Origin of the sequence: Paraburkholderia fungorum (assembly GCF_003610895.1) — a bacterium.
Taxonomy (GTDB): domain Bacteria; phylum Pseudomonadota; class Gammaproteobacteria; order Burkholderiales; family Burkholderiaceae; genus Paraburkholderia; species Paraburkholderia fungorum_B.
On record NZ_MCAS01000068.1, the window covers coordinates 136,271 to 155,621 of the forward strand.

Annotated in this window: 22 protein-coding genes; 11 read left to right on the top strand and 11 right to left on the bottom strand. The window is 62.7% G+C overall.

Going from position 1 to position 19,351, the window contains the following annotated elements:
- Window positions 1–49: 49 nt before the first annotated feature.
- The 6 genes from thrS to BCY88_RS37630 form a co-directional block, all read right to left on the bottom strand.
- Window positions 50–1,294 carry a threonine--tRNA ligase gene (gene thrS / locus BCY88_RS37605; RefSeq protein WP_120349139.1) on the bottom strand — a complete coding sequence of 415 codons (1,245 nt, stop codon included), beginning with the start codon at window positions 1,292–1,294 and terminating at the stop codon, window positions 50–52.
- Between the two features lie 246 nt (window positions 1,295–1,540).
- Window positions 1,541–2,485: a DMT family transporter gene (locus BCY88_RS37610; protein WP_120349140.1), complete on the bottom strand. Its 945-nt coding sequence runs from the start codon at window positions 2,483–2,485 to the stop codon at window positions 1,541–1,543.
- A 5-nt stretch (window positions 2,486–2,490) separates the two neighbouring features.
- Entirely contained in the window at window positions 2,491–2,982 is a 492-nt protein-coding gene (locus BCY88_RS37615; RefSeq protein WP_120349141.1) for a putative molybdenum carrier protein, read from the bottom strand.
- A gap of 98 nt (window positions 2,983–3,080) precedes the next feature.
- Complete coding sequence (gene guaA, locus BCY88_RS37620; RefSeq protein ID WP_120349142.1) at window positions 3,081–4,625, bottom strand: glutamine-hydrolyzing GMP synthase; 1,545 nt, start codon at window positions 4,623–4,625, stop codon at window positions 3,081–3,083.
- 1 nt (window position 4,626) lies between these two features.
- The gene (locus BCY88_RS37625; protein WP_120349143.1) at window positions 4,627–5,256 is read right to left on the bottom strand and encodes a phosphoribosyltransferase family protein; all 630 of its coding nucleotides are present in this window, start codon (window positions 5,254–5,256) and stop codon (window positions 4,627–4,629) included.
- Window positions 5,257–5,457: 201 nt separating this feature from the next.
- Window positions 5,458–5,898, bottom strand: a complete 441-nt coding sequence (locus BCY88_RS37630; protein ID WP_120349144.1) for a DMT family transporter — start codon at window positions 5,896–5,898, stop codon at window positions 5,458–5,460.
- 202 nt (window positions 5,899–6,100) lie between these two features.
- Here BCY88_RS37630 and punR point away from each other — a divergent pair, with 202 nt between their 5' ends.
- The 3 genes from punR to BCY88_RS37645 all read left to right on the top strand — a co-directional run bounded on the left by punR (window position 6,101) and on the right by BCY88_RS37645 (window position 7,976).
- Window positions 6,101–7,003, top strand: coding sequence for a DNA-binding transcriptional activator PunR (gene punR / locus BCY88_RS37635; RefSeq protein WP_120349145.1), 903 nt, complete (start codon window positions 6,101–6,103; stop codon window positions 7,001–7,003).
- 117 nt (window positions 7,004–7,120) lie between these two features.
- Window positions 7,121–7,606, top strand: a complete 486-nt coding sequence (locus BCY88_RS37640) for a GNAT family N-acetyltransferase (RefSeq protein WP_120349146.1) — start codon at window positions 7,121–7,123, stop codon at window positions 7,604–7,606.
- 43 nt (window positions 7,607–7,649) lie between these two features.
- Window positions 7,650–7,976 carry a low molecular weight protein tyrosine phosphatase family protein gene (locus tag BCY88_RS37645; RefSeq protein ID WP_120349147.1) on the top strand — a complete coding sequence of 109 codons (327 nt, stop codon included), beginning with the start codon at window positions 7,650–7,652 and terminating at the stop codon, window positions 7,974–7,976.
- Window positions 7,977–8,009: 33 nt separating this feature from the next.
- Here BCY88_RS37645 and BCY88_RS37650 read toward each other — a convergent pair whose 3' ends face one another.
- Complete coding sequence (locus BCY88_RS37650; RefSeq protein ID WP_120349148.1) at window positions 8,010–8,594, bottom strand: flavin reductase family protein; 585 nt, start codon at window positions 8,592–8,594, stop codon at window positions 8,010–8,012.
- A 188-nt stretch (window positions 8,595–8,782) separates the two neighbouring features.
- Here BCY88_RS37650 and BCY88_RS37655 point away from each other — a divergent pair, with 188 nt between their 5' ends.
- Together BCY88_RS37655 and BCY88_RS37660 are read left to right on the top strand one after the other, a co-directional pair.
- Window positions 8,783–9,439 carry an aspartate/glutamate racemase family protein gene (locus tag BCY88_RS37655; protein ID WP_120349149.1) on the top strand — a complete coding sequence of 219 codons (657 nt, stop codon included), beginning with the start codon at window positions 8,783–8,785 and terminating at the stop codon, window positions 9,437–9,439.
- A gap of 6 nt (window positions 9,440–9,445) precedes the next feature.
- Window positions 9,446–10,252: an aminoglycoside phosphotransferase family protein gene (locus BCY88_RS37660; RefSeq protein WP_120349150.1), complete on the top strand. Its 807-nt coding sequence runs from the start codon at window positions 9,446–9,448 to the stop codon at window positions 10,250–10,252.
- 201 nt (window positions 10,253–10,453) lie between these two features.
- Here the strand turns inward: BCY88_RS37660 and BCY88_RS37665 are convergent, their stop codons facing one another.
- Together BCY88_RS37665 and pdxR are read right to left on the bottom strand one after the other, a co-directional pair.
- Entirely contained in the window at window positions 10,454–10,786 is a 333-nt protein-coding gene (locus tag BCY88_RS37665) for a hypothetical protein (protein WP_120349266.1), read from the bottom strand.
- Between the two features lie 224 nt (window positions 10,787–11,010).
- A complete protein-coding gene (pdxR, locus tag BCY88_RS37670) occupies window positions 11,011–12,570 on the bottom strand; it encodes a MocR-like pyridoxine biosynthesis transcription factor PdxR (RefSeq protein ID WP_120349151.1) in 1,560 nt (519 codons plus the stop codon).
- 107 nt (window positions 12,571–12,677) lie between these two features.
- Here pdxR and BCY88_RS37675 point away from each other — a divergent pair, with 107 nt between their 5' ends.
- Complete coding sequence (locus BCY88_RS37675) at window positions 12,678–13,415, top strand: GNAT family N-acetyltransferase (RefSeq protein ID WP_120349152.1); 738 nt, start codon at window positions 12,678–12,680, stop codon at window positions 13,413–13,415.
- A gap of 21 nt (window positions 13,416–13,436) precedes the next feature.
- On the opposite strand, the gene BCY88_RS37680 is transcribed toward BCY88_RS37675, so the two are convergent.
- A complete protein-coding gene (locus BCY88_RS37680; RefSeq protein ID WP_120349153.1) occupies window positions 13,437–13,973 on the bottom strand; it encodes a GNAT family N-acetyltransferase in 537 nt (178 codons plus the stop codon).
- Between the two features lie 206 nt (window positions 13,974–14,179).
- Window positions 14,180–15,046 (bottom strand): LysR family transcriptional regulator, encoded by an 867-nt coding sequence (locus tag BCY88_RS37685; RefSeq protein WP_120349154.1) that lies wholly within the window; start codon window positions 15,044–15,046, stop codon window positions 14,180–14,182.
- A gap of 127 nt (window positions 15,047–15,173) precedes the next feature.
- Here BCY88_RS37685 and BCY88_RS37690 point away from each other — a divergent pair, with 127 nt between their 5' ends.
- The 5 genes from BCY88_RS37690 to BCY88_RS37710 all read left to right on the top strand — a co-directional run bounded on the left by BCY88_RS37690 (window position 15,174) and on the right by BCY88_RS37710 (window position 19,207).
- Complete coding sequence (locus BCY88_RS37690; protein WP_120349267.1) at window positions 15,174–16,121, top strand: AEC family transporter; 948 nt, start codon at window positions 15,174–15,176, stop codon at window positions 16,119–16,121.
- Window positions 16,122–16,238: 117 nt separating this feature from the next.
- Window positions 16,239–17,078: an AraC family transcriptional regulator gene (locus BCY88_RS37695; RefSeq protein ID WP_120349155.1), complete on the top strand. Its 840-nt coding sequence runs from the start codon at window positions 16,239–16,241 to the stop codon at window positions 17,076–17,078.
- 169 nt (window positions 17,079–17,247) lie between these two features.
- Window positions 17,248–18,213, top strand: a complete 966-nt coding sequence (locus BCY88_RS37700) for a quinone oxidoreductase family protein (protein ID WP_120349156.1) — start codon at window positions 17,248–17,250, stop codon at window positions 18,211–18,213.
- A 55-nt stretch (window positions 18,214–18,268) separates the two neighbouring features.
- A complete protein-coding gene (locus BCY88_RS37705; RefSeq protein ID WP_120349157.1) occupies window positions 18,269–18,445 on the top strand; it encodes a DUF1427 family protein in 177 nt (58 codons plus the stop codon).
- Between the two features lie 183 nt (window positions 18,446–18,628).
- Window positions 18,629–19,207, top strand: coding sequence for a DUF4337 domain-containing protein (locus tag BCY88_RS37710; protein ID WP_120349158.1), 579 nt, complete (start codon window positions 18,629–18,631; stop codon window positions 19,205–19,207).
- Window positions 19,208–19,351 lie beyond the last annotated feature (144 nt).

Here is a 19,351-nt window from a genome sequence, read left to right on the forward strand (position 1 = left end):
GGCGCCATCACCAGCGGCAAGCTCTCGCCAACCGGTGATGGACTATCCGTCATAGCGTGGATCGCAACGGAGGCGGTAGCGCGGCCAATCGCAAATGTTCGACGCCTGCCGCGAGCGCAAGCGTCGATTGTTGCCCGTCGCGCAGGCGAATGCTGATCGTCCGTTCACGCTCATCGCGCGAGCCCACCGCGACGAAAATCGGCACCTGCTTTTCACGGGCATCCACGATCTTCTTTTCGAGCCGCTCAGGCCGGCCGTCGAGCAGCGCCCGGATGCCGGCGTCTTCGAGCGCCTGCATCACTTCTTGCGCGTAAGCCGCGTTTGCATCGCTAATCGTCGCGACCACAACCTGTTCCGGCGCAAGCCACGCCGGCAGCCATCCTTCGTGATGTTCGAGCAGCATCGCGATGAAACGCTCCATGCTGCCGAGCACCGCGTGATGAATCATCACCGGCCGCTCGCGCTCGTTACGCTCGTTGACGAACTCCGCGTCGAGCCGCTCGGGCAGCACGAAATCGAGCTGGATCGTGCCGCATTGCCAGCTGCGCTCACGGCTGTCCGTCAGATGAAACTCCAGTTTCGGGCCGTAAAATGCGCCCTCTCCTTCGAGTACATCGAATTCAAGCCCCGCGGCACGCGCGGCATTGGCCAGCGCCTCCTCCGCACGATCCCACGTTTGATCGTCGCCCGCGCGCATCGCCGGCCGCGTGGCAAGCGCGACTTTGAAGCCTGGGAAACCGAGGTCCGCATAGACCGCACGCAAAAGCGAACAGAAGCGGCCGACTTCGGCTTCGATATGCGCCTCCGTGCAGAACACATGCGCATCGTCCTGCACGAATGCACGCGTACGTTTGAGCCCTTCAAGCGAGCCCGACGGTTCGTCACGATGACAGGCGCCGAATTCGCTGTAACGAACCGGCAACTCGCGATACGACCGCACGCGCTGGTTGAACACCTGCACATGGCACGGGCAACTCATCGGTTTCAGGCACAACGCCCGTCCTTGTTCCGCATCGCCGTGTTCCACAGGGCCACGCTCCGCCTCGGAAAACGAATACATCGCCGCGTCGAACTTCTCCCAATGGCCGCTTTTCTCCCATAGCGAGCGCGCCAGCAATTGCGGCGTACGGATCTCGCGAAAGCCCGCGCGCCGCATGCGGGCGCGAATGTAGTCTTCCAGCACGCGGTAAAGCTCCCAGCCGCGTGGGTGCCAGAAAACCATGCCGGCGCCTTCTTCCTGCTGATGGAAGAGGTCGAGTTTGTTGCCCAGTACGCGATGATCGATGTCGTTCACGGTGACGCTCCATTTGGCTTGAAATTGCACATACTGCGGATCGATGCCGCAAACGGAGGTCCAGAAACGCCAAAGGCCCCGTCCGTTTCCGGCGGGGCCTTCGGTGGTCTGCCACAGCTTCCTGCTTCTAGCGTGCACAACCTCCGGACGACCCGCCTGTGAAGGTGGTCGTCGTGGTGGTGACGGCAGCGAAGGGAATCGAGTGGAAGTCCATGGATCGACAGTAAACGATTTTGTCAGGGTACGTCAATCGCAATCCTGGCGAGCGCCGCCAACCTGAACCGCCGCACCCTGCGACGAATCCTGAGCGGCACGGCGGTCTTGTGGCGCTGGCCCCGAGCGCGAAGCCAACATGAAGAGGTTAAATGCCAGCGCGAGCAGAACAACGGCGCCGCCGATCAGACCGAACGCCGAAGGTCGTTCGTCCAGGACCAGCCAGATCCATACCGGCCCGAGCAAGGTTTCGAGCAATAGCAGCAGGCTAAGCTGGGGTGCCGCAAGAAAGCGCGTGCTCAGACCGATCAGGCCGAACGCGATCGGCACCACCACGGCTGCCTCAATGCCCATCCAGTGCCATTGCGATGCTTCTGCAAAGGCCACGCGATCGAGTAATGGTAAAACCGCGCATGCGCTCAGCAGGCCACCCGCGGCTGGCGCCAGCGTCATATTCGCCTCGCTTTTGCGCGACACGACAAAGGCGGCACTCATCGCCAATGCACTCGCCACCGCCATTGCATTGCCCGACGTCTGCAGCTCGCTGATGCTGCCATGCTGAACCAGGCCGACGCCACCGAGTGCGACCAGCATCGCCAGCCAGGTCGGCGCGGGCGTCTGTTCGTTCAACACGATACGAGACAGCAGCGCCGCAAACAGCGGCGCGGCGGAAATGATGAACAGCACGCTTGCCGCATCGGTAAGACGCAGCGCATACACAAAAAATAGCGAGGCCGTTCCATAGCAAAGCGACGCCATCCAGAACAGGCCTTGCTTGATGGAGCTCGCCAGCAGGGTTCTTCCACGTGCAAAACAGCTGCACGCCGCCACGCTGGCGGCGAACATGAGTGCGCCGCGCCAGAACACGATCTGAAACGGATCGACCGGACCGACAAGGCGGACCAGCAAGGTGTCCACGCTCAGAATCAGCACGCCGAAGCCTGCGTACACAACACCGCGCTTGCCGTCGCCACTCATACCTGTCACTTCAGAAACGGCATAACGTAGCGCTCCAGCATCAACGTGACAGCCTCGCGGGCGTATTGCTGGGCCTGAGGTGCCTTGCTGGCCCGCGGCCCCGCCACGTTCAGCGTTTCGATGTTATATCGTTCGACGAACCGTCCGATTTCTTCCGCCGCGGCAGCTTGCAGCGTTGTAGCAGCGTCGATGATCTTCACCGGCTTGCCGCGCGCCACGCACCATTCGCAGGTTTCGAGCGTACCGCCGCTCAAACTGCCGAAGTGAATCACCACGGTGCCGTCGGTATCGAGCAGATTCTGCAGTGTCCGCTCTTCATAGCCTGCATTCGGAAGTTCGGTCAACGGATACCGGTCCGGTATCGGTCCGTCCTCCGCCAGTCTTCCCGCTGGGCACCATCCACCGCAGGGAAATTGCATCTCCAATGCAGCGTCCAGCGCGCCGCGGTCGACGCCGGTTTGTCCGCCGGAAACGATCCGATTCAACAGGCTCACCATGATTGCTCCCCCTTCTCCTTCTGACGCTCTCTAACGACGCCCCGCCCAATCCGGCGAGGCGCCCGGTCTTTATTGCGCGCCCGTTCGGCGCGTCGTTCTTATTGCCACTCGATCGTTGCGGGCGGTTTGTCCGTGATGTCGTAGACGACCCGGCCAATCTCCATCTGGTCGGTAATCTTCTTTGATATTTCGGCCAGGTAGGGGAATACCTTGCGCGAGAAATTCGCGGTCATCGAGTTGGTCGACTCCACCGCGCGAATCACAATGGCCTGTTCGTTCTTCACATGTTTGTCGCCCTTCACGCCGAGGCTCGGCACATCGACGAGAATGCTGAACGCCATCCACACGTCGCGCGACACGGGCGAATTGTTGATCACATCCTCGACAATTTCAGTGGACTGCCGGACCAACGCGACCCGCTCACGCGTCACTTCGCCCTGCACGCGAATGGCAAAGCCCGGACCCGGAAACACCTTCTTATGCACGACATAGTCGGGCAGGTCGAAGTACGCGCCGATCTTGCGCACCTGATCCTTGAACAGATAACGAAGCGGCTCCAGCATGTCGAAGTTCAGCCGCTCCGGCAGCCCGCCGACATTGTGGTGCGGCTTGATCTGCGAAGAGAACTTTGTGACACCGCTCTCCACGACGTCCGACCAGATCGTGCCTTGCGCGAACACTTCGGCGCGCTGCTGTTTGGCCACCACTTCAAATGCATCGATAAACGCCTTCCCGATCACTTTGCACTTCTGGAACGACTCGGTTACGCCGGTCAGGTCCCCGAAGAATCGATCGGCCTCGCGAATGATCTGCAGATGGATATCGTTGTCGGCGCAGAATCGTTCGACTTCGAATTCAGTCTGAGTGGGCATCAAGCCGCTATCGACATAAATCGCAACCAGTTGGTCCTTATCGACGCTGCGCCGGATCAGCTTCGTCATCACATACGAATCGACGCCGCCCGACAAACCCACAATGATGCGGCGATCCTTGACGAAAGCCCTGATCTCCGGAATCCTCTGCTCGACGAACGCCTGCGGCGTCCACTTTTGCGCGGGCTGCGCGCCACAGATGCGCAATGCAAAGTTGCTCAGCATCGCCGTACCGGATTCGGTGTGCGACACCTCGGGATGGAACTGCAAGCTGTACAAACGCCGCTTGGGATCTTCGAGCGCCGCAATCGCGCCGCTCGCGCTGCGCGCAATAACGCGGAACGCGTCAGGTACGGACAACACCGAATCGTTGTGACTCATCCACACGGTAATCTGCCGTTGCTCCACACCCGCGAACAGCTCACCCGTTTCGAGCACATCCACTTTGGTGTCGCCGAACTCCGACTGCTCCTTGCCGACGCTGCCACCGTACAGACTCGCCAGCAACTGGTGCCCATAACAGAGCCCCAGCACCGGCAAACCGGTTTCGAGCCAATCACGGTCGAAGGCAATCTCGTTCAGCTTCACCGAAGACGCGCCACCCGAAAACACCACACCCTTCAACTGCCGCCCGCCGTCGCGAACGTAGTCGCGATACTTCAGATCCGCAGGCACGATTTCCGTGGGCACGCCGATCGAGTCGAACGCAACCTTGATCAAATGCGTGTACTGGCTACCGAAATCGAGTACAACAATCATGTCCTGGCTCATATCAATTTACTCCGCTTTCCTTTGCCTGTTTTTCAATGAATCGTTCGATCTCTTCGGCATCCTGAAGGCCGAATTTGCCGTTCTCGACAGCGGCGCGCACAAGGCAGCCAATCTGCGCAATTGACGTGATCTTCGTCACCCGCAAACGGTGCTTGATGAGCGCGTCGAGGCCGTAACTCAGGATCGTGTACAAATGAATCTCGCTCGCGAACTGCCGCAGGTAGTCGACCACCGGCTCGACCGTCCGCCCTGACACCAGCGTGTCGTCGACAATCGCGATCTTGCTGCCGTGTTTGGGATCGCTGCCCACCAGCCGGCCACCTTCCGCATGCCGTTTTTCGTCCTTCCGATAAAGCGACAGCGGGGCGGCCAGATTGTCCGAACAACGCGACGCAAAATAACTGCCGCCGCTCTCCAGTCCACATACATAATCAATGCCGTCCTTCGCCATCTGCTCGGATAACAGATTGGCCAGCGTTTCCCTGACTGGCTTATGCGGCAGCATATTCTTGAAGTTAATGTGAATGGGTGAACGTCGGCCGGGTTTTACTTCGATATAACGCTCGGCACGATACGCAATGACATTTTCCGTGTTGAGAATCAGATCAATAGCCACATCGCTAGGGGACATTTGGCCTCCTGCTTTCTTTTAGAGTTGAAGTCGTCGTAACCTGTCATGCATTCGCAATGCCCGGCACGACGCCGCGCGCGTGCCCCGGCAATGCGCCGCGCGGCACGTCCAGGTGTTCATGAAAGATCGGGTTGGCAACTGCGTCCGTTGCAAGACGCGGTTTCGGCGAGCGGGCGATGCGCTCGCTTGTCTGCTGAGCCGCTACTTCGAAGTGAGCCAGACGCCGAAAATGATCGCGCCCACGCCGGTCAGTCGCGTAAGGTCCGCTGGGCGCGCGGTCGCGCCAAGCCAGCCAAACTGGTCGAGCAATAGCGACACGATGAACTGCGTGCCCACAATGATCGTGAATGCCGTGGTCAGACCGAGCCGCGAAGCGGTATAGCCGATCGATCCGGCGATCACGAGTCCGAGCGCGCCGGCGGTTAGCGCGTACCAGGGCACGGCCATCCACGCTCGCGTGCTGCCATCGCGAAGTGTGAAGAGCAGCACGATCGCCAGCACGGCACCGCTCATGTAGTTAATGAAAATACCACCGGTGGTGCCGACGCTTTTTTCCATCACGCCCATAAACTGGCCCTGTAATGCCACGGCACACCCGCCCAGTACAGCAACCGCAGTTAATCCAATCACATTGCCAGACATAATATTCACACTCGAATCATCAGCATAAGTTGACAGGACGGAATTTTTATTCTTCCGCAGATGACGCGCGATTTATCGATTGCCAGGCCCGTATGCCTGTCGTATAAGCGAACCCGGCACAGTATCTACTTGTCCCGTTAAAACCTGAAACGCTATATTTTCACTTCTGCCGTTAAATCGTTTCACAGTGAGGAGCACGCTTGTGCTGTCGATAGAATCGCTGCAACTGGTCGACCTGATTGCCAGAACCGGCAGCTTTACCGCCGCGGCGAAGGCATTGCATCGGGTGCCGTCGGCGGTGAGCTACGCGGTCCGGAATATCGAGGAGGAGCTTGGCGTCGAGCTGTTTCGCCGCCTGCACCGAACCGTCGTCTTGACCGAGGCTGGCCATCATTTCGTCGACGAAGCGCGCGGCATGCTTAAGAAGATGGACGAAATCAAACGCGAGACGCTGCGCGTGGCCAACGGCTGGCAGCCGAGCCTCTCTATTGCGCTCGACAACATCGTGTGCGCCGACCGCATCAGCGCGTTGATGGCGGACTTCTACCGGCACTTCGACAACGTAGAACTCATCGTGAGGATCGAAGTGTTCAACGGCGTATGGGAAGCGCTCGTCACCGGCCGCAGCGACATCGCGATTGGCGCGACCACGGCGGTGCCGGTCGGCGGAGATTTTCAGTTCAGGGACATGGGTTCGATTGAATGGGCGTTTCTGGTGAGCCGGAACCATCCGCTCGCCACAGTCACGACGCCCTTGAGCAACGATGTGCTGGCCGCGTTTCCGTCGATCTGTCTTGAGGACACCTCGCGAGATATTCCGAAACGCACCACCTGGCTGCTGCCGAATCAACGCAGACTCGTAGTGCCTGACTGGCTGCGCGCGATCAATTGCTTCACCGAAGGTTTGGGAATCGGCTACATGCCGGTGCATCTTGCGCGACCCTATATCGAGTCCGGCGCACTGGTGGAAAAAACGGTCGAGCATCCGAAGGCACCCGCGCCCTGTTGCGTCGCCTGGTATGGCGGAAAAACGCCGCCGGTGCTGGACTGGGTGCTCGACTATCTGGGCGACAGCGAGAAACTCCATCGCGAATGGATATCGTGAGCACGCCGGTGTCACTACCCTGAATCTTCAGTCCCACGTACTATAGCGGGCAGAAGCGTGGCTGCCGTGCCTGGTGGCCCCTGCGATTCACACTTCAGACCGACCGAGCCCTTCATCTTGACCATCCATATCCGCCCCGCCCACGCATCCGACGCCGCCTTGATTCTCCGCTTTATCACCGAACTCGCGGTGTATGAAAAAGCGGAGCACGAAGTTGTCGCAACTGTTAAAGACATCGAAGCAAGCCTGTTCTCCGCAACGTCCACAGCGAAGGCGTTAATCTGCGAAATGAACGGCGAGCCGATCGGCTTTAGCGTCTACTTCTTCTCTTACTCGACGTGGCTCGGCAAACAGGGGCTTTACCTGGAAGACCTCTATATATCGCCGGCAGCGCGCGGCAGCGGTGCCGGCAAGCAGATGCTGCGCCACCTGGCCCAGATTGCATGCGAGAGCGGCTGCGGCCGCTTCGAATGGAGCGTGCTGGACTGGAACGAACCGGCAATCGGCTTCTATGAATCGATCGGCGCGAGCGCGCAAAGCGAATGGGTTCGCTACCGGCTGGCGGGCGATGCGCTCACGGCATTTGCCGATGGCAATAGGTGAGACACGCTTGCCTCCGGCCACGCATACCGTCAGGTAGCGAGTAATGCGTGCCTTGTTTATCTGCAGCAAGAACCGCCTGCGCAGCCCGACCGCCGAGCAGGTGTTCGCCAGCTGGCCGAACGTCGAAACCGATTCGGCCGGTCTGGCCGCGGATGCCGACGTTCCGCTCTCACCCGAGCAGGTTCGTTGGGCCGACATTGTCTTCGTGATGGAGAAAGCACATCGCGCAAGGCTGTCGGCAAAATTCCGCGCGTGTCTGAACGGCAAGAAAGTGATTTGCCTCGATATCCCCGACAACTACACGTTCATGCAGCCCGAGCTCGTCTCGCTGCTGGAGCAAAAGGCGGGCAAGTTTCTGCGGCGGAAGTAGCGCGCGGAGCATGGCCGCGCCGCCGCGAGTCGGCTAGTCTGCCGCCCCGCTTGCAGCCGGCTCGACTTCAAACGCATCGCCCGTGGCGAAGAATGTGCCGCCCGCCACGTAATGGCATGTGCGCAGATTGGGATCGTCGCCGAAATGCCAGCGATTGTTCGAATACACGCGGCTGTCCGCGTACGCCGCGACCACTTCGCCGATGATCAGATCGTGCCGCTGGCTATCGTCCGGAATCACCTTGCATTCCATCCACGTGATGCAGCCGGCCAGCATCGGCACGTCGATTTCCTGTGCCGGGAAAGTCTCGAGATCGAAGGCCGAGAACTTGTCGAGTTCAGTGCCCGCGTTGGTGCCCACCGCCAGCGTCTGCGCGGCAAATCCACGGCTCGGCAATTGCAGCCCGAACACGCCGCTCGCTTCGATCAGTTGCCGCGTGAGCGTGCGGCTGTCCACCACCACCACGACTTTCGGCGGGGTGAAGTCGAGCGGCATTGCCCACGATGCCGCCATCACGTTCGAGCGGCCGCCGTGCGCGCTGGTAATGATCGTGACGGGGCCATGATTCAGTAACTGCGTGGCGCGCGACAATGCGACGGGTTCCCGGGTGACTTTCATAGGTGCTATTCCGCATCAAATGGATCAGGCAAATTGTAGCGGCGACGCGCAAAGCGGATGGAATAGCCCTACGAGCGACATTCGGGCAAGCCGCCGCGCCAGGAGATCAGCGTGACTTCCACACGCGGGTGCCATTTCCAGGCGATTCAGGCGAGAATGCAAAACCGCCACCCACCGATGGAAAGACCGTGCGTATCGTCTGCTTGCATACCGCTGACAGCAATATCGCCATATTCGACGCAGCCGCCCGCGCCGCCGGATTCGAGTCGCTCGAGTTGACGCATGTGGTCCGTGCGGACCTGCTCGCTGCCGCTGAGCGAGCCGGCGGCTTGACCGACGAGATCGCAGCGCAAACCCGCGAGGTGCTCCTCACGCTAACGGACAACGCAGACGCCGTGTTGCTCAACTGTTCGACGCTCAGCCCCTCAGTGGACGACGCCCTCGGCGCGCGGGCCGCTCCGGTGCCTGTTCTGCGGGCCGACGCGGCGTTGGCTCAACACGCGGTAGCGGGCGGCGGCAAGGTTGTCGTGCTATGTACCGTGTCCACCACACTCGACCCGACCACCAGCCTGTTCGCTCAAGCCGCCGCGCGTACCGCCGCGGAGGTTAAGGTTCAGTTGATTGACGGCGCGTGGGACCGTTTCAGAGCAGACGATCAGGCGGGCTATCTGTCCATGATCGCCGCCGCTACGGATGCCGCGTACGAAAGCGGCGCGGACGTGGTGGCGTTTGCACAAACATCGATGGCAGGCGCGGCCTTGCTGGTCAAGGCCGGGACAAAACCGCTGACCACGCCTGCCATTGCGCTTGCCGCCGCGGTCCACGCAGCCTCGCTCGCCGCCTGAGGCACGATGTTCGCCGAGTACATCGTCAAATGGAACTTGCTGCCGGACGGCGAGCCGATTCGCACGCATAGCAGCCGTCTGCTGCCAGTGCGGCAGCACGGCGTCGCCGCGATGCTGAAAGTTGCACAGGAACCCGAAGAGAAATTCGGCGCGCAGTTGATGGTCTGGTGGGACGGCGACGGTGCGGCCCGTGTGCTCGCGCATGATGCCGACGCCCTGCTGCTGGAGCGCGCCGTCAGCGATCGGTCGTTAGTGGATCAGGTCCGCACGGGCGGCAGCGAGGCGGACGATCACGCCATCGAGATCCTCTGCGCCGCCGCTGCACGACTCCACGCGCCGCGACACAAACCGCTACCCGAACTGATCGGCTTGCCGCGCTGGTTCCAGAGTCTCTGGCCCGCCGCGGAGCAATACGGCGGCTGGCTGGCCGGGAGCGCGAACGCCGCACATGCGCTGCTCGCCACGCCACAAGACCCGGTCGTGTTGCACGGCGACATTCACCACGGCAACGTGCTCGATTTCGGCGCGCGCGGCTGGCTGGCGATCGACCCGAAAGGTCTGTACGGTGAACGCGGTTTCGACTACGCCAACATCTTCTGCAATCCGGACATGGCGTCGGCGCTAGTGCCGGGAAGGTTTGAGCGTCGCGTCGAACGCGTGGCGCAAATCGGCGGGCTCGACAGACGCCGCCTGCTGCAATGGATTCTCGCGTGGTCGGGTCTATCCGCGGCGTGGATTCTCGAAACGGGCGAGACGCCGGACATTGATATGGAGATCGGCCGAATGGCGGCTGAAGCGCTGGAGCAGAAGTAAGCGACAGAAGCAAGCGCCGCGGGCTGAGAAGAAGCCGTTATCCCGAAGGCGGCCGCTAACGCGTTGGCGTTGGCGTTGGCGTTGGCGTTGGCGTTGGCGTTGGCGTTGGCGTTGGCGTTGGCGTTGGCGTTGGCGTTGGCGTTGGCGTTGCCAATATCGTCAGGCGGCAGCCGGTCAGCCGCCGCCCGGGTATTTCGTCAATCAATGCGGCGCCTTGCCGTTTGGCATGGCGTCCAACGGTTTGTGCTGGTCTTCGCCGAGTCCTGGGAAAAACGCGTTCCATGCGGCGCGCACGCCCTGAGCCGCAGTGGCCTCGGCGCCGATCGATTCTGCCTCGCCGTCCACAGCTTTCGACGGGTCGGCGGAGAGGCCGCGCCAGTGCGTAAACACCAGCAGCGGTTTTTCGGTCCACACGCCGTCGCCGTATTTCGCAAATGCAGTGTCCCCGCTCGTCAACTGCACCTCGTACCAGCCTTCGCGGACGGGGGTATGGGCAGCGAGCTCAAACCAAGCGGTCGGTTCGATTTCCTTCATGTCGTCTCCGGTCAGATAGATCGTCATAGATAAGCACAACAAAGGCATGCTTCATGCCCGCGCCCGGCAGCGGCTCGGTCCGCGAGCGGCACGTGTCACGCGATATTGCAAGGCGGTGCGCTGGGCATGACCTGCGGGCGATTCGTCGACGTCGCGCACGTCAGAATCACCGCGCATAAGCGACACGATAGCGCGACATGGGCCGCACGGACAGACGTAAAAACTTACACGACGCGTGCGCGCGTTGCCTTACTGCTTGCCTTGCCTGCTGCCTTGCCGCCCGACTCGCCCGCCACCTCACGCGCCAGCCCGGCCAGCACGCGCACGGCGGGCGGCAGTTGTCCGGCAGGCGTGCTGCCATAGCCAATCACCAGACCATTCGCCTCGTCGCGCTGTTGCAGCGCAAAACCCGACAGCGCGCGCGGATTGAGCCGTTGAGCAAGCGCGCGTTCGGCAAGGGTCCGATCGGAAATAGACGGCGGCAGGCGCAGCGTCAGATGCATACCGCAATTGCCGCCCAGAATCTGCGATGGCGCGAAATGTTCGGTGAGCGCATCGCGCAGCGCCTGCTGGCGCTCCCGATACAAGCGCCGCATGCGGCCCAGATGCCGCCCGAATTCGCCGCTGTCGATGAAATGCGCCAGCGCCAGTTGCTCCAGCCGATGCCCGCCACGCAGCATCTCCTGCAACGCCACCGCGGTGTGCGCGGCAATGATGCGCGGCAGCACCACGAAACCGATCCGCAGCGCCGGAAACATCGTTTTGCTAAACGAGCCGACGTACAAAACCGGCGCGTCCTCGACCAGCCCCTGCATGCTGGCGATCGGCTCGCCGGTGTGGCGGAATTCGCCGTCGTAATCGTCCTCGATCAGCCAGGCGCCGCAGCGGCGCGCCTGCGCGATCAACTCCAGCCGGCGCGCCACCGACAACACCGCGCCGGTCGGATACTGATGGGCGGGCGACGTGTAGATCAGCTTGGGCGGATGCGTACGCCACGCCTCGGGCGGCACCGCGATGCCTTCGGAGTCGACCGGCATCGGCAGCATGCTGAGATCGCCGAGATTGAACGCCGCCTTGGCGCCGCGATAGCCCGGATCCTCCACCCACGCGACGTCGCCCGAATTGGTGAACAGCCGCACGCACAGGTTCAGCGCTTCCTGCGCGCCTTCGGTGATGACCACCTGCGAGCCCTGGCAGCGCACGCCACGCGCCATCCGCAAATGCGCGGCGATCGCGTCGCGCAGCGCCGGCTCGCCCGCCGGGTCGCCGTAGCCGAGCGCGAGCGGCAACGCGCGCTCCATCGACCGCTCCAGCGCGCGCCGCCAGGCGGCCAATGGAAAATGGTCCAGCGCGGGGGTGCCGGGCGTCATCGGCAAGGTGTTGTCCGCATGGGTACGGGTCGCCGCGAACTGCGCGACGCGCGCCGCGTAGGCGACATCCGGCGCAGGCGGCAGGGTTTGCGGTTCACCGCGGGCTGCCGGACTGGAAAGCGGACTCACGCGCGTGCCTTTTTTGTCGGCCACCACATAGCCGACCGCAGCCAGATGCTCGTACGCGATCACCACGGTATTGCGCGACACGCCCATCTCCGCCGCCAGCAAGCGCGACGACGGCAGCAGCGACCCCGCCGGCAAACGCCCGGCGAGGATTGCCTGCTGCAAACGCTCGATCAGTTGCTTTTGCAGCGGCACGGACTTTTCGGCACCGGCTGCGGCGCCCCCGGCTAAGGCGCCCCCGGCGGTCTTCGCGGCAGGATTGGTGAGTGGGCCAATGATCTCGATCATCTTGTCTGGACCTATCAAATGCTGTTCCGCTGGATCTTTTTAACATACCACGTTTGCCGTATCGTTCTCCATAAGCAACGACGATCCCTATCCCCAGGAGAACAGACATGGAATCCAGACTTAACGCTTTTGAGCAGCCCATCGGCGTCCCCGTGCCGGACTGGAAAGGCGCTCAGGCGCCCGGCCGCGAGCCGCTGACAGGCCAGTACTGCCGGATCGAACCGGTGAATGTGGAGCGCCATGCGGCGGATCTGTACGAGGCCTACAGCTCGGCGGCCGACGCCCGCGACTGGACCTATCTGGCGGTTGGACCGTTCGAGAGCCTGGCCGCCTATCGCGAGCATCTGACGCGCATGGCCGCGTCGCCTGATCCGCTGCACTATGCGGTGATCGATCTGGCGACTGGCCGGGCAGTCGGCACGCTCGCGCTAATGCGCATCGACCGCGCGAACGGCGTGATCGAAGTCGGGCACGTCACCTATTCGCCGCGCCTGAAGCGCACACGCATTGCCACCGACGCCATGTTCCTGGTATTGCGCCATGTGTTCGAGGACCTCGGCTATCGCCGCTTCGAATGGAAGTGCGATTCGCTCAATGGACCGTCGCGCGCGGCGGCACTGCGCTATGGCTTTACGTTCGAAGGGATCTTCCGCCAGGCCATCGTGTATCACGAGCGCAATCGCGATACCGCGTGGTTTTCGATCATCGACAGCGAATGGCCTGTGCTGCGCCCGGGCTACGTAAGCTGGCTCGATGCCGGCAACTTCGATGCACAGGGCAAGCAGCTTGAACAGCTGGCGGATCTGATCGCACGGCAACGGGCGGCGGCAGGCAAAGCCGGTTAATCGGGAATACGGAAGCTGATTTCAGGCAACGCCTGCCATTCGCCGCAGCACGATGGTTGGCTTGCCTTTATACGTCGTGTGATGCTGCTCGCGATAACCGCACTTATGCGCGACACGCAGCGACGGCTGGTTTTCCGGCGCGATGATGCAGACGGTCTCCCCCTCGGGCCACTGCGTATCGGCCCAGGCGAGTGCGGCGTTCACTGCTTCGGTCGCGTAGCCGCGGTTGTGCACGGCGGGGTCGAGTGCCCAACCGATCTCCGGCGTGTTCATCAATGAAGGCTCGATATCGCGGTGGTAGTCGGCAAAACCGACTTCCCCCAGGAACCGGCCGCTATCCTTTTCCCGCACCACCCAGTAGCCGTATCCCATCATCGCCCAATGCCCGGCGTAGCGCAGCAACCGCGCCCAGACCTCTTCGCGCGTGAACGGCTTGCCGCCGATGTAGCGGATCACTTCGGAATCGGACCACATCGCATAGCTCTCGAGGAAATCGTCGCGCGTATGCGGGCGCATGATCAGACGGTCGGTGGTGAGGAGCGTGGGGCGGCTGGACATGGGCGGGCTGTGGTTGGTATGGACGCTTTAGGGTTAAGAGGCGTTGCAGAGTGCCTGGCATGATCGCAGATTTTTTGCGCGCCGGGTTCGTGGCGAAAATCCGGAGCAGCGTGTCGTGGCGATGCTCGCCCCGCACCGCAATCGCCGGCATGCGAAGAGGCTTCGCCTCAGCTTCAGGGCATACGCGTGAGCAGCCACGCCGCCCCTCACACCAGCTCAAGAAACCGCGCCAGACACGGGTTGCGATTAGCCGGCGACCACGCCAGCACCTGCTCGATCAGCGGCGCATCGACCAACGGACGGAACACCACACCCGCGAGTTGCGCCTTGCGCATCGACGCCGGCACCAGCGCCACGCCCACTCCTTCGTCGACGAGACTCAGCACGGTCTGCTGCAACTGCACTTCGAAGCGGATATCCGGTTCGAAGCCACCGGAGCGGCAATGCTCGAGGATGGTTGCGCGCAAGCTCGGCGCGACTTCCTCGGACGCCAGCACAAATGACTCGCCTGCCAGTTGCGCGATCGCGAGACGCCGCGCGCGGGCCCGCGGATGACTGCGCGACAACGCCACACACAAGGGCTCGCGCAGGATCGTGCGCGTCACGATGCCCTTGTCGGGCACACCGGGAAACATGATCGCCGCGTCGATCTGACCGGACAGCACTTGCGCGGCCAGATCGTTCGACACGACCTCGCGCAGATTCAAGGCGACCTCGGGAAACGCAGCGCCGAACGCGCGCGCGTAGCCCGGCACCACGTTGTACGCGGCGCACATGGTGAAACCGATGGCGAGCTTGCCCGCGTCGCCATGCGCCGCCGCCCGGGCATTGCTGACGGCTTGCTCCACCGACGCAAGAATCGCCTTCGCATCCGCGTAAAAGCGCTCGCCCGCCGCGGTCAACGTGACACTGCGCGGACTGCGTTCGAGCAGCGTCACACCCAGGCTCGCCTCCAGTGCCGCCAGTTGCCGGCTCAACGGCGGCTGCGACAGATTCAGGCGCGCAGCCGCGCGGCCGAAGTGGCGCGTCTCGGCGAGCGTCACGAAATAGCGTAACGGCTTGATATCGATCACGACGCCCTCGGGCTGGATGACGATGCAGAAAAGGTATTGCTGGAGGCAAAAAACAGTATTGGATTGTATCAACGCAAGTCACTAGGCTGGCGCATTGCGCCATGCGCCCATGCTCTCCTTTGCATCGATGTTCGCCACTCTCGAGATTCTGCTTCCCGTATTCGGCCTGATTTTCGCGGGCTTTGCATGCCGCCGGCGTGGCCTGCTCGGACCGAACAGCGCGTCCGAACTCAACCGTTTCGTCGTCTGGCTGGCGCTGCCCGCGCTGCTGTTCGACACGATGGCGCATGCCACGTGGCAGCAGCTCTACCAACCGGCCTTCGTCGCGGCATTTTCGATCGGCTGTATCGGCGCGTTTCTGCCGATTCTCGCCCTGCGTATGCTCAGCGGGCAGCACCTGGCCGACGCGAGCGTCGATGCGATTGCGGCCTCGTATCCGAACACCGGTTACATCGGCTTTCCGCTCGGCATGATTGCGTTTGGCTCCGCCAGCCTGACGCCGACCACGATCGCCACGATCCTTGTCGCGTGTGTGCTTTTCGCGCTTGCCATCGTGCTGATCGAGGTCGGCTTGCAGACTGAACGCGCGCCACACAAGCTGGGCCTGAAAGTGCTGGGCTCGCTCGCGCGCAATCCGTTGATCGTGTCGCCGATTGCGGGCGTGCTGTTGGCAAGCACTCACGTCGCGCTGCCGCAAAGCGCGGAGACCTTTCTGAAGCTGCTGAGCGGCGCCGCCAGTCCCTGCGCGCTGGTCAGCCTCGGCTTGTTCCTCGCGGAAAAACGTCCGTCGTCCGAAACCGGAGCGCGTGGCATCTCGCTGCTGCTGACCGGTGTCAAGCTGCTGGGGCAGCCGGCACTGACCTGGTGGCTCGCGGCACGCGTGTTCGGACTTTCATCCGCGCTGGTCGAGATGGCCGTCGTGCTGGCCGCGCTGCCCACCGGCACCGGCCCATTCATGCTGGCCGAGTTCTACCGCCGCGAAGCGCACATTACCTCGCGCACGATTTTGCTGTCGACGGTGGGATCGGTGGCGACCTTGTCCTTGCTGCTGTTGCTGATGGGGCATCGTACGTAGGCTGAACCGCGGAATATCCACCGTCGCGCGCCTCGCGCTATGCTTCGCACACGGGCCACCCAGGGTCCGCGCTCTTCATGCGCGAAGAGCGAACCGTGAACAGCGAAGCGAACCGCCGTGCCCAAAGCCCGCCCACCCGAACTTCACGACGACGCCGACGCCCGCTCCCTTGCGCGTCACTATCCGCGTGGGCTGCGCATCGATCCGCATTCGCACACGTGGGCGCAGGTGCTGTACGCGGTCTCCGGCGTGATGTGGGTGGAGGTCGGCCGCGAGGCGCTGGTGGTGCCGCCGCAGCGCGCGGTCTGGCTGCCGGCCGGCACCGTCCATTCCATCCATATGATGAGCGAGGTGGAGATGCGCAATATCTATCTCCACGAGCGCAATGTCGGCCATCTGAGTCATCGCAGCGACGTATTCGAGATCAACGGCCTGCTGCGCGAACTCATCACGTCGATCGCGGAGTACGAGCTCACCCATGCGCGCGACGATACCTACCTCGAAGCCGCCTATCGTCTCGCGATGCTGGAGTTGGAGCACGCGCCCCGCTCGTCACTGCGCATCGCCCTGCCCGACGCGTCGGACCGGCGGCTCGACGCACTGTGCCGCGCGGTGATCGACAACCCTTCGATCTCGATCAGCTTCGAACAGCATGCGGCATCGGTCGGCGCCAGCGTGCGCACGCTGGCGCGCCTCTTCACGCGTGAGTTGGGGGTTGGCTTTGCCGAATGGCGACGTCAGGTGCAACTGGCGGTGGCCGTATCGGGGCTCGCCGAGGGACGCCCCGTCAACAGCATCGCGCGCTCGCTGGGCTTCCAGCCGAGCAGCTTCAGCGATATGTTCCGCCGCGAGTTGGGTGCGTCGCCGACGGGCTTCGACCCGGGCGGCACGCTTAGCGAAACGGCTTCCGAAGCGCCGATCGAGCCGGCACACGGCAAGCTGTCCACGGGCGGGTAGACCCTTCGCGCCAGCAACCAGAAGAGCACCCAGCGTGGTCTGCACACCGGCCCACCGCACGTTTTGTCCGAAATTCGAAAGTCTTTGTCTCAATGCTTTTGTATCTGCCATCTAGACTACGCTCATCCGCTGCACGATGCGGCGCAAAATCCGACAGGAGTGACAAGCGATGAAAGCGATTCAGTTCAAGACTTTTGGCAACCCCGAGGTGCTCGAAACCGTCGATCTGCCGACGCCCCAAGCCGACGCGGACAGCGCGGTCGTGCAAATCAAGGCGGCCTCGGTGAATCCGAGCGACGTCAAGAACGTGTCCGGCCACTTCGAACACACCGTCCTGCCGCGCACGCCCGGCCGCGACTTCAGCGGCGTCGTGGTGGACGGCCCGCAAGCATGGCTCGGCGCCGAAGTCTGGGGCACGGGCGGCGACATCGGCTTCACACGCGACGGCACGCACGCCGGGTTCATCAAGATTCCGCTCACCGCCTTGTCGCGCAAGCCCACCACGCTCAGCCATGCGCAGGCCTCCGCGATCGGCGTGAGCTTCGTGGTCGCGTGGCTCGGCACGGTCGAGTACGCCCACCTGCAAGCGGGCGAGACGATTGCCGTGATCGGGGCGGGTGGCGCTGTCGGCGGCGCGGTGGTGCAAATCGCGAAAGCGCGAGGCGCGCGCGTGATCGGAGTCGATCGTCATCCGCTTTCCGCCGGTACGCCCGCAGCCCAACTGCTCGACGAGTATGTTCCGCTCGACGAAAACGCGGTCGCGCGCCTGAAAGCACTAACAGGCGGCGCCGGCGCGGACGTGGTGTACGACACGGTGGGCGGCGTCGCGTTTCAGACCGCATTGAGTCTCGTCAGGCGCCGCGGCCGGGTGCTGGAAATCAGCGCCACGGGTCAACGCCGCGTGGAGTTCGACCTGATCGACTTCTATCACAACGAAACGCAACTACTCGGCGTGGACAGCGCCAAGCTGGGTGTCGCCGAATCGGCGCCGTTGATGACCGCACTGGTGGAAGGCTTCGAAAGCGGCAAGCTGCAGGCGCCGGCCATCGCACAGGAATTCCCGCTCGAACGGGCCCGCGAAGCCTATGAGGCAGTGGCCGCCGGCGCCCGTGGCCGGATCGTTATCACGATGTAATTGCCGAAGCGACCGGCGGGCGTGGCAGCCCGCATTTCAGATGGGTTTATCACACATGAAAGCGTATTTGATCTCGCTTATTGCCGGCGTCGTGGTCGGTTTGATCTACAGCGTCATGCAGGTGAAATCGCCCGCGCCGCCGACGATCGCGCTAGTCGGACTGCTCGGCATGCTGGCCGGCGAGCATGTCATCCCGCTCGTACGGACATGGCTGGCCGCCGGTATTCATTGACGCCTCGCTTCTGCATCCCTCATGCACGTCCCTTCGTGCCGATAGCTTTTCCATCACCGCGCGCCACACGCTAAGATTGAGCCCGCCGGGCCGGCGGGCAGCGCTTGCAGCGTCGACCGCGCATGGGCCACCGCCATGCGCGACGCCCGGAGATCACAAGAAAAGCCTCGCTCGGAGAATCAGATGTCTGAAGAATATGAAGTGCATGGTCCGCACGACCATGCGGTTGAACACGCCGGTCACCACGACGAGGACCCCTTTGCCAGCCGCATGGCCGTCATGACGGCGATCCTCGCGACGATCGGCGCGCTGTGCGCCTACCAGAGCGGCAACAGCGAAAATCTGGCGCTGTACTACAAGAACGAAGCCGCCATTAAAAAGACCGAAGCATCGAATCAATGGAACTACTACCAGGCCAAGGGCGAGAAAGAGAATCTCGCTGAACTCGGCGCAGCGCTGTCGCCAGGCAATACCGACGCCCACGCCAAGTTCCTCGCCGACGTCGACAAGTACAAGCAGCAGAAAGAGCCGATCCGCGCGAAGGCCGAAGCGATCGAGAAAGAGGTCGTGGACAACGACGCTAAAAGCGAAGCGCTGCTGCACGGCCATCATCGCTGGGCGCAGGCCACGACTTTGATTCAGGTGGCGATCGCCCTGTGCGCGATCACGTTGCTGACCCGCAAGAAATGGCTGCGCAATCTGTCGTTCGGTATTGCGGCAGCGGGTGTGATCACGGCCGTCATGGCGTTCTTTTCGGCCTGATTTCTGGCCGGATTGCCCGACCGGCGCCGAGCATGCAGTTCGCGCGACGAGCGGTTACGCTACGCTTTGCCTCGGTACTCTCGTCCGCCGTGCCGCCGCATGTGAGCGTCGGCACATTTGCTGCCATGCTCGGCATGATCCGGT

What these genes read in the sequence shown, in the direction of transcription:
- BCY88_RS37610 (WP_120349140.1), bottom strand. Translation starts at nt 2,485, where the DNA reads ATGAGTGGCGACGGCAAGCGCGGTGTTGTGTACGCAGGCTTCGGCGTG.
- BCY88_RS37615 (WP_120349141.1), bottom strand. Translation starts at nt 2,982, where the DNA reads ATGGTGAGCCTGTTGAATCGGATCGTTTCCGGCGGACAAACCGGCGTC.
- guaA (WP_120349142.1), bottom strand. Translation starts at nt 4,625, where the DNA reads ATGAGCCAGGACATGATTGTTGTACTCGATTTCGGTAGCCAGTACACG.
- BCY88_RS37625 (WP_120349143.1), bottom strand. Translation starts at nt 5,256, where the DNA reads ATGTCCCCTAGCGATGTGGCTATTGATCTGATTCTCAACACGGAAAAT.
- BCY88_RS37630 (WP_120349144.1), bottom strand. Translation starts at nt 5,898, where the DNA reads ATGTCTGGCAATGTGATTGGATTAACTGCGGTTGCTGTACTGGGCGGG.
- BCY88_RS37645 (WP_120349147.1), top strand. Translation starts at nt 7,650, where the DNA reads ATGCGTGCCTTGTTTATCTGCAGCAAGAACCGCCTGCGCAGCCCGACC.
- BCY88_RS37650 (WP_120349148.1), bottom strand. Translation starts at nt 8,594, where the DNA reads ATGAAAGTCACCCGGGAACCCGTCGCATTGTCGCGCGCCACGCAGTTA.
- BCY88_RS37660 (WP_120349150.1), top strand. Translation starts at nt 9,446, where the DNA reads ATGTTCGCCGAGTACATCGTCAAATGGAACTTGCTGCCGGACGGCGAG.
- BCY88_RS37665 (WP_120349266.1), bottom strand. Translation starts at nt 10,786, where the DNA reads ATGAAGGAAATCGAACCGACCGCTTGGTTTGAGCTCGCTGCCCATACC.
- pdxR (WP_120349151.1), bottom strand. Translation starts at nt 12,570, where the DNA reads ATGATCGAGATCATTGGCCCACTCACCAATCCTGCCGCGAAGACCGCC.
- BCY88_RS37675 (WP_120349152.1), top strand. Translation starts at nt 12,678, where the DNA reads ATGGAATCCAGACTTAACGCTTTTGAGCAGCCCATCGGCGTCCCCGTG.
- BCY88_RS37680 (WP_120349153.1), bottom strand. Translation starts at nt 13,973, where the DNA reads ATGTCCAGCCGCCCCACGCTCCTCACCACCGACCGTCTGATCATGCGC.
- BCY88_RS37690 (WP_120349267.1), top strand. Translation starts at nt 15,174, where the DNA reads ATGTTCGCCACTCTCGAGATTCTGCTTCCCGTATTCGGCCTGATTTTC.
- BCY88_RS37700 (WP_120349156.1), top strand. Translation starts at nt 17,248, where the DNA reads ATGAAAGCGATTCAGTTCAAGACTTTTGGCAACCCCGAGGTGCTCGAA.
- BCY88_RS37705 (WP_120349157.1), top strand. Translation starts at nt 18,269, where the DNA reads ATGAAAGCGTATTTGATCTCGCTTATTGCCGGCGTCGTGGTCGGTTTG.
- BCY88_RS37710 (WP_120349158.1), top strand. Translation starts at nt 18,629, where the DNA reads ATGTCTGAAGAATATGAAGTGCATGGTCCGCACGACCATGCGGTTGAA.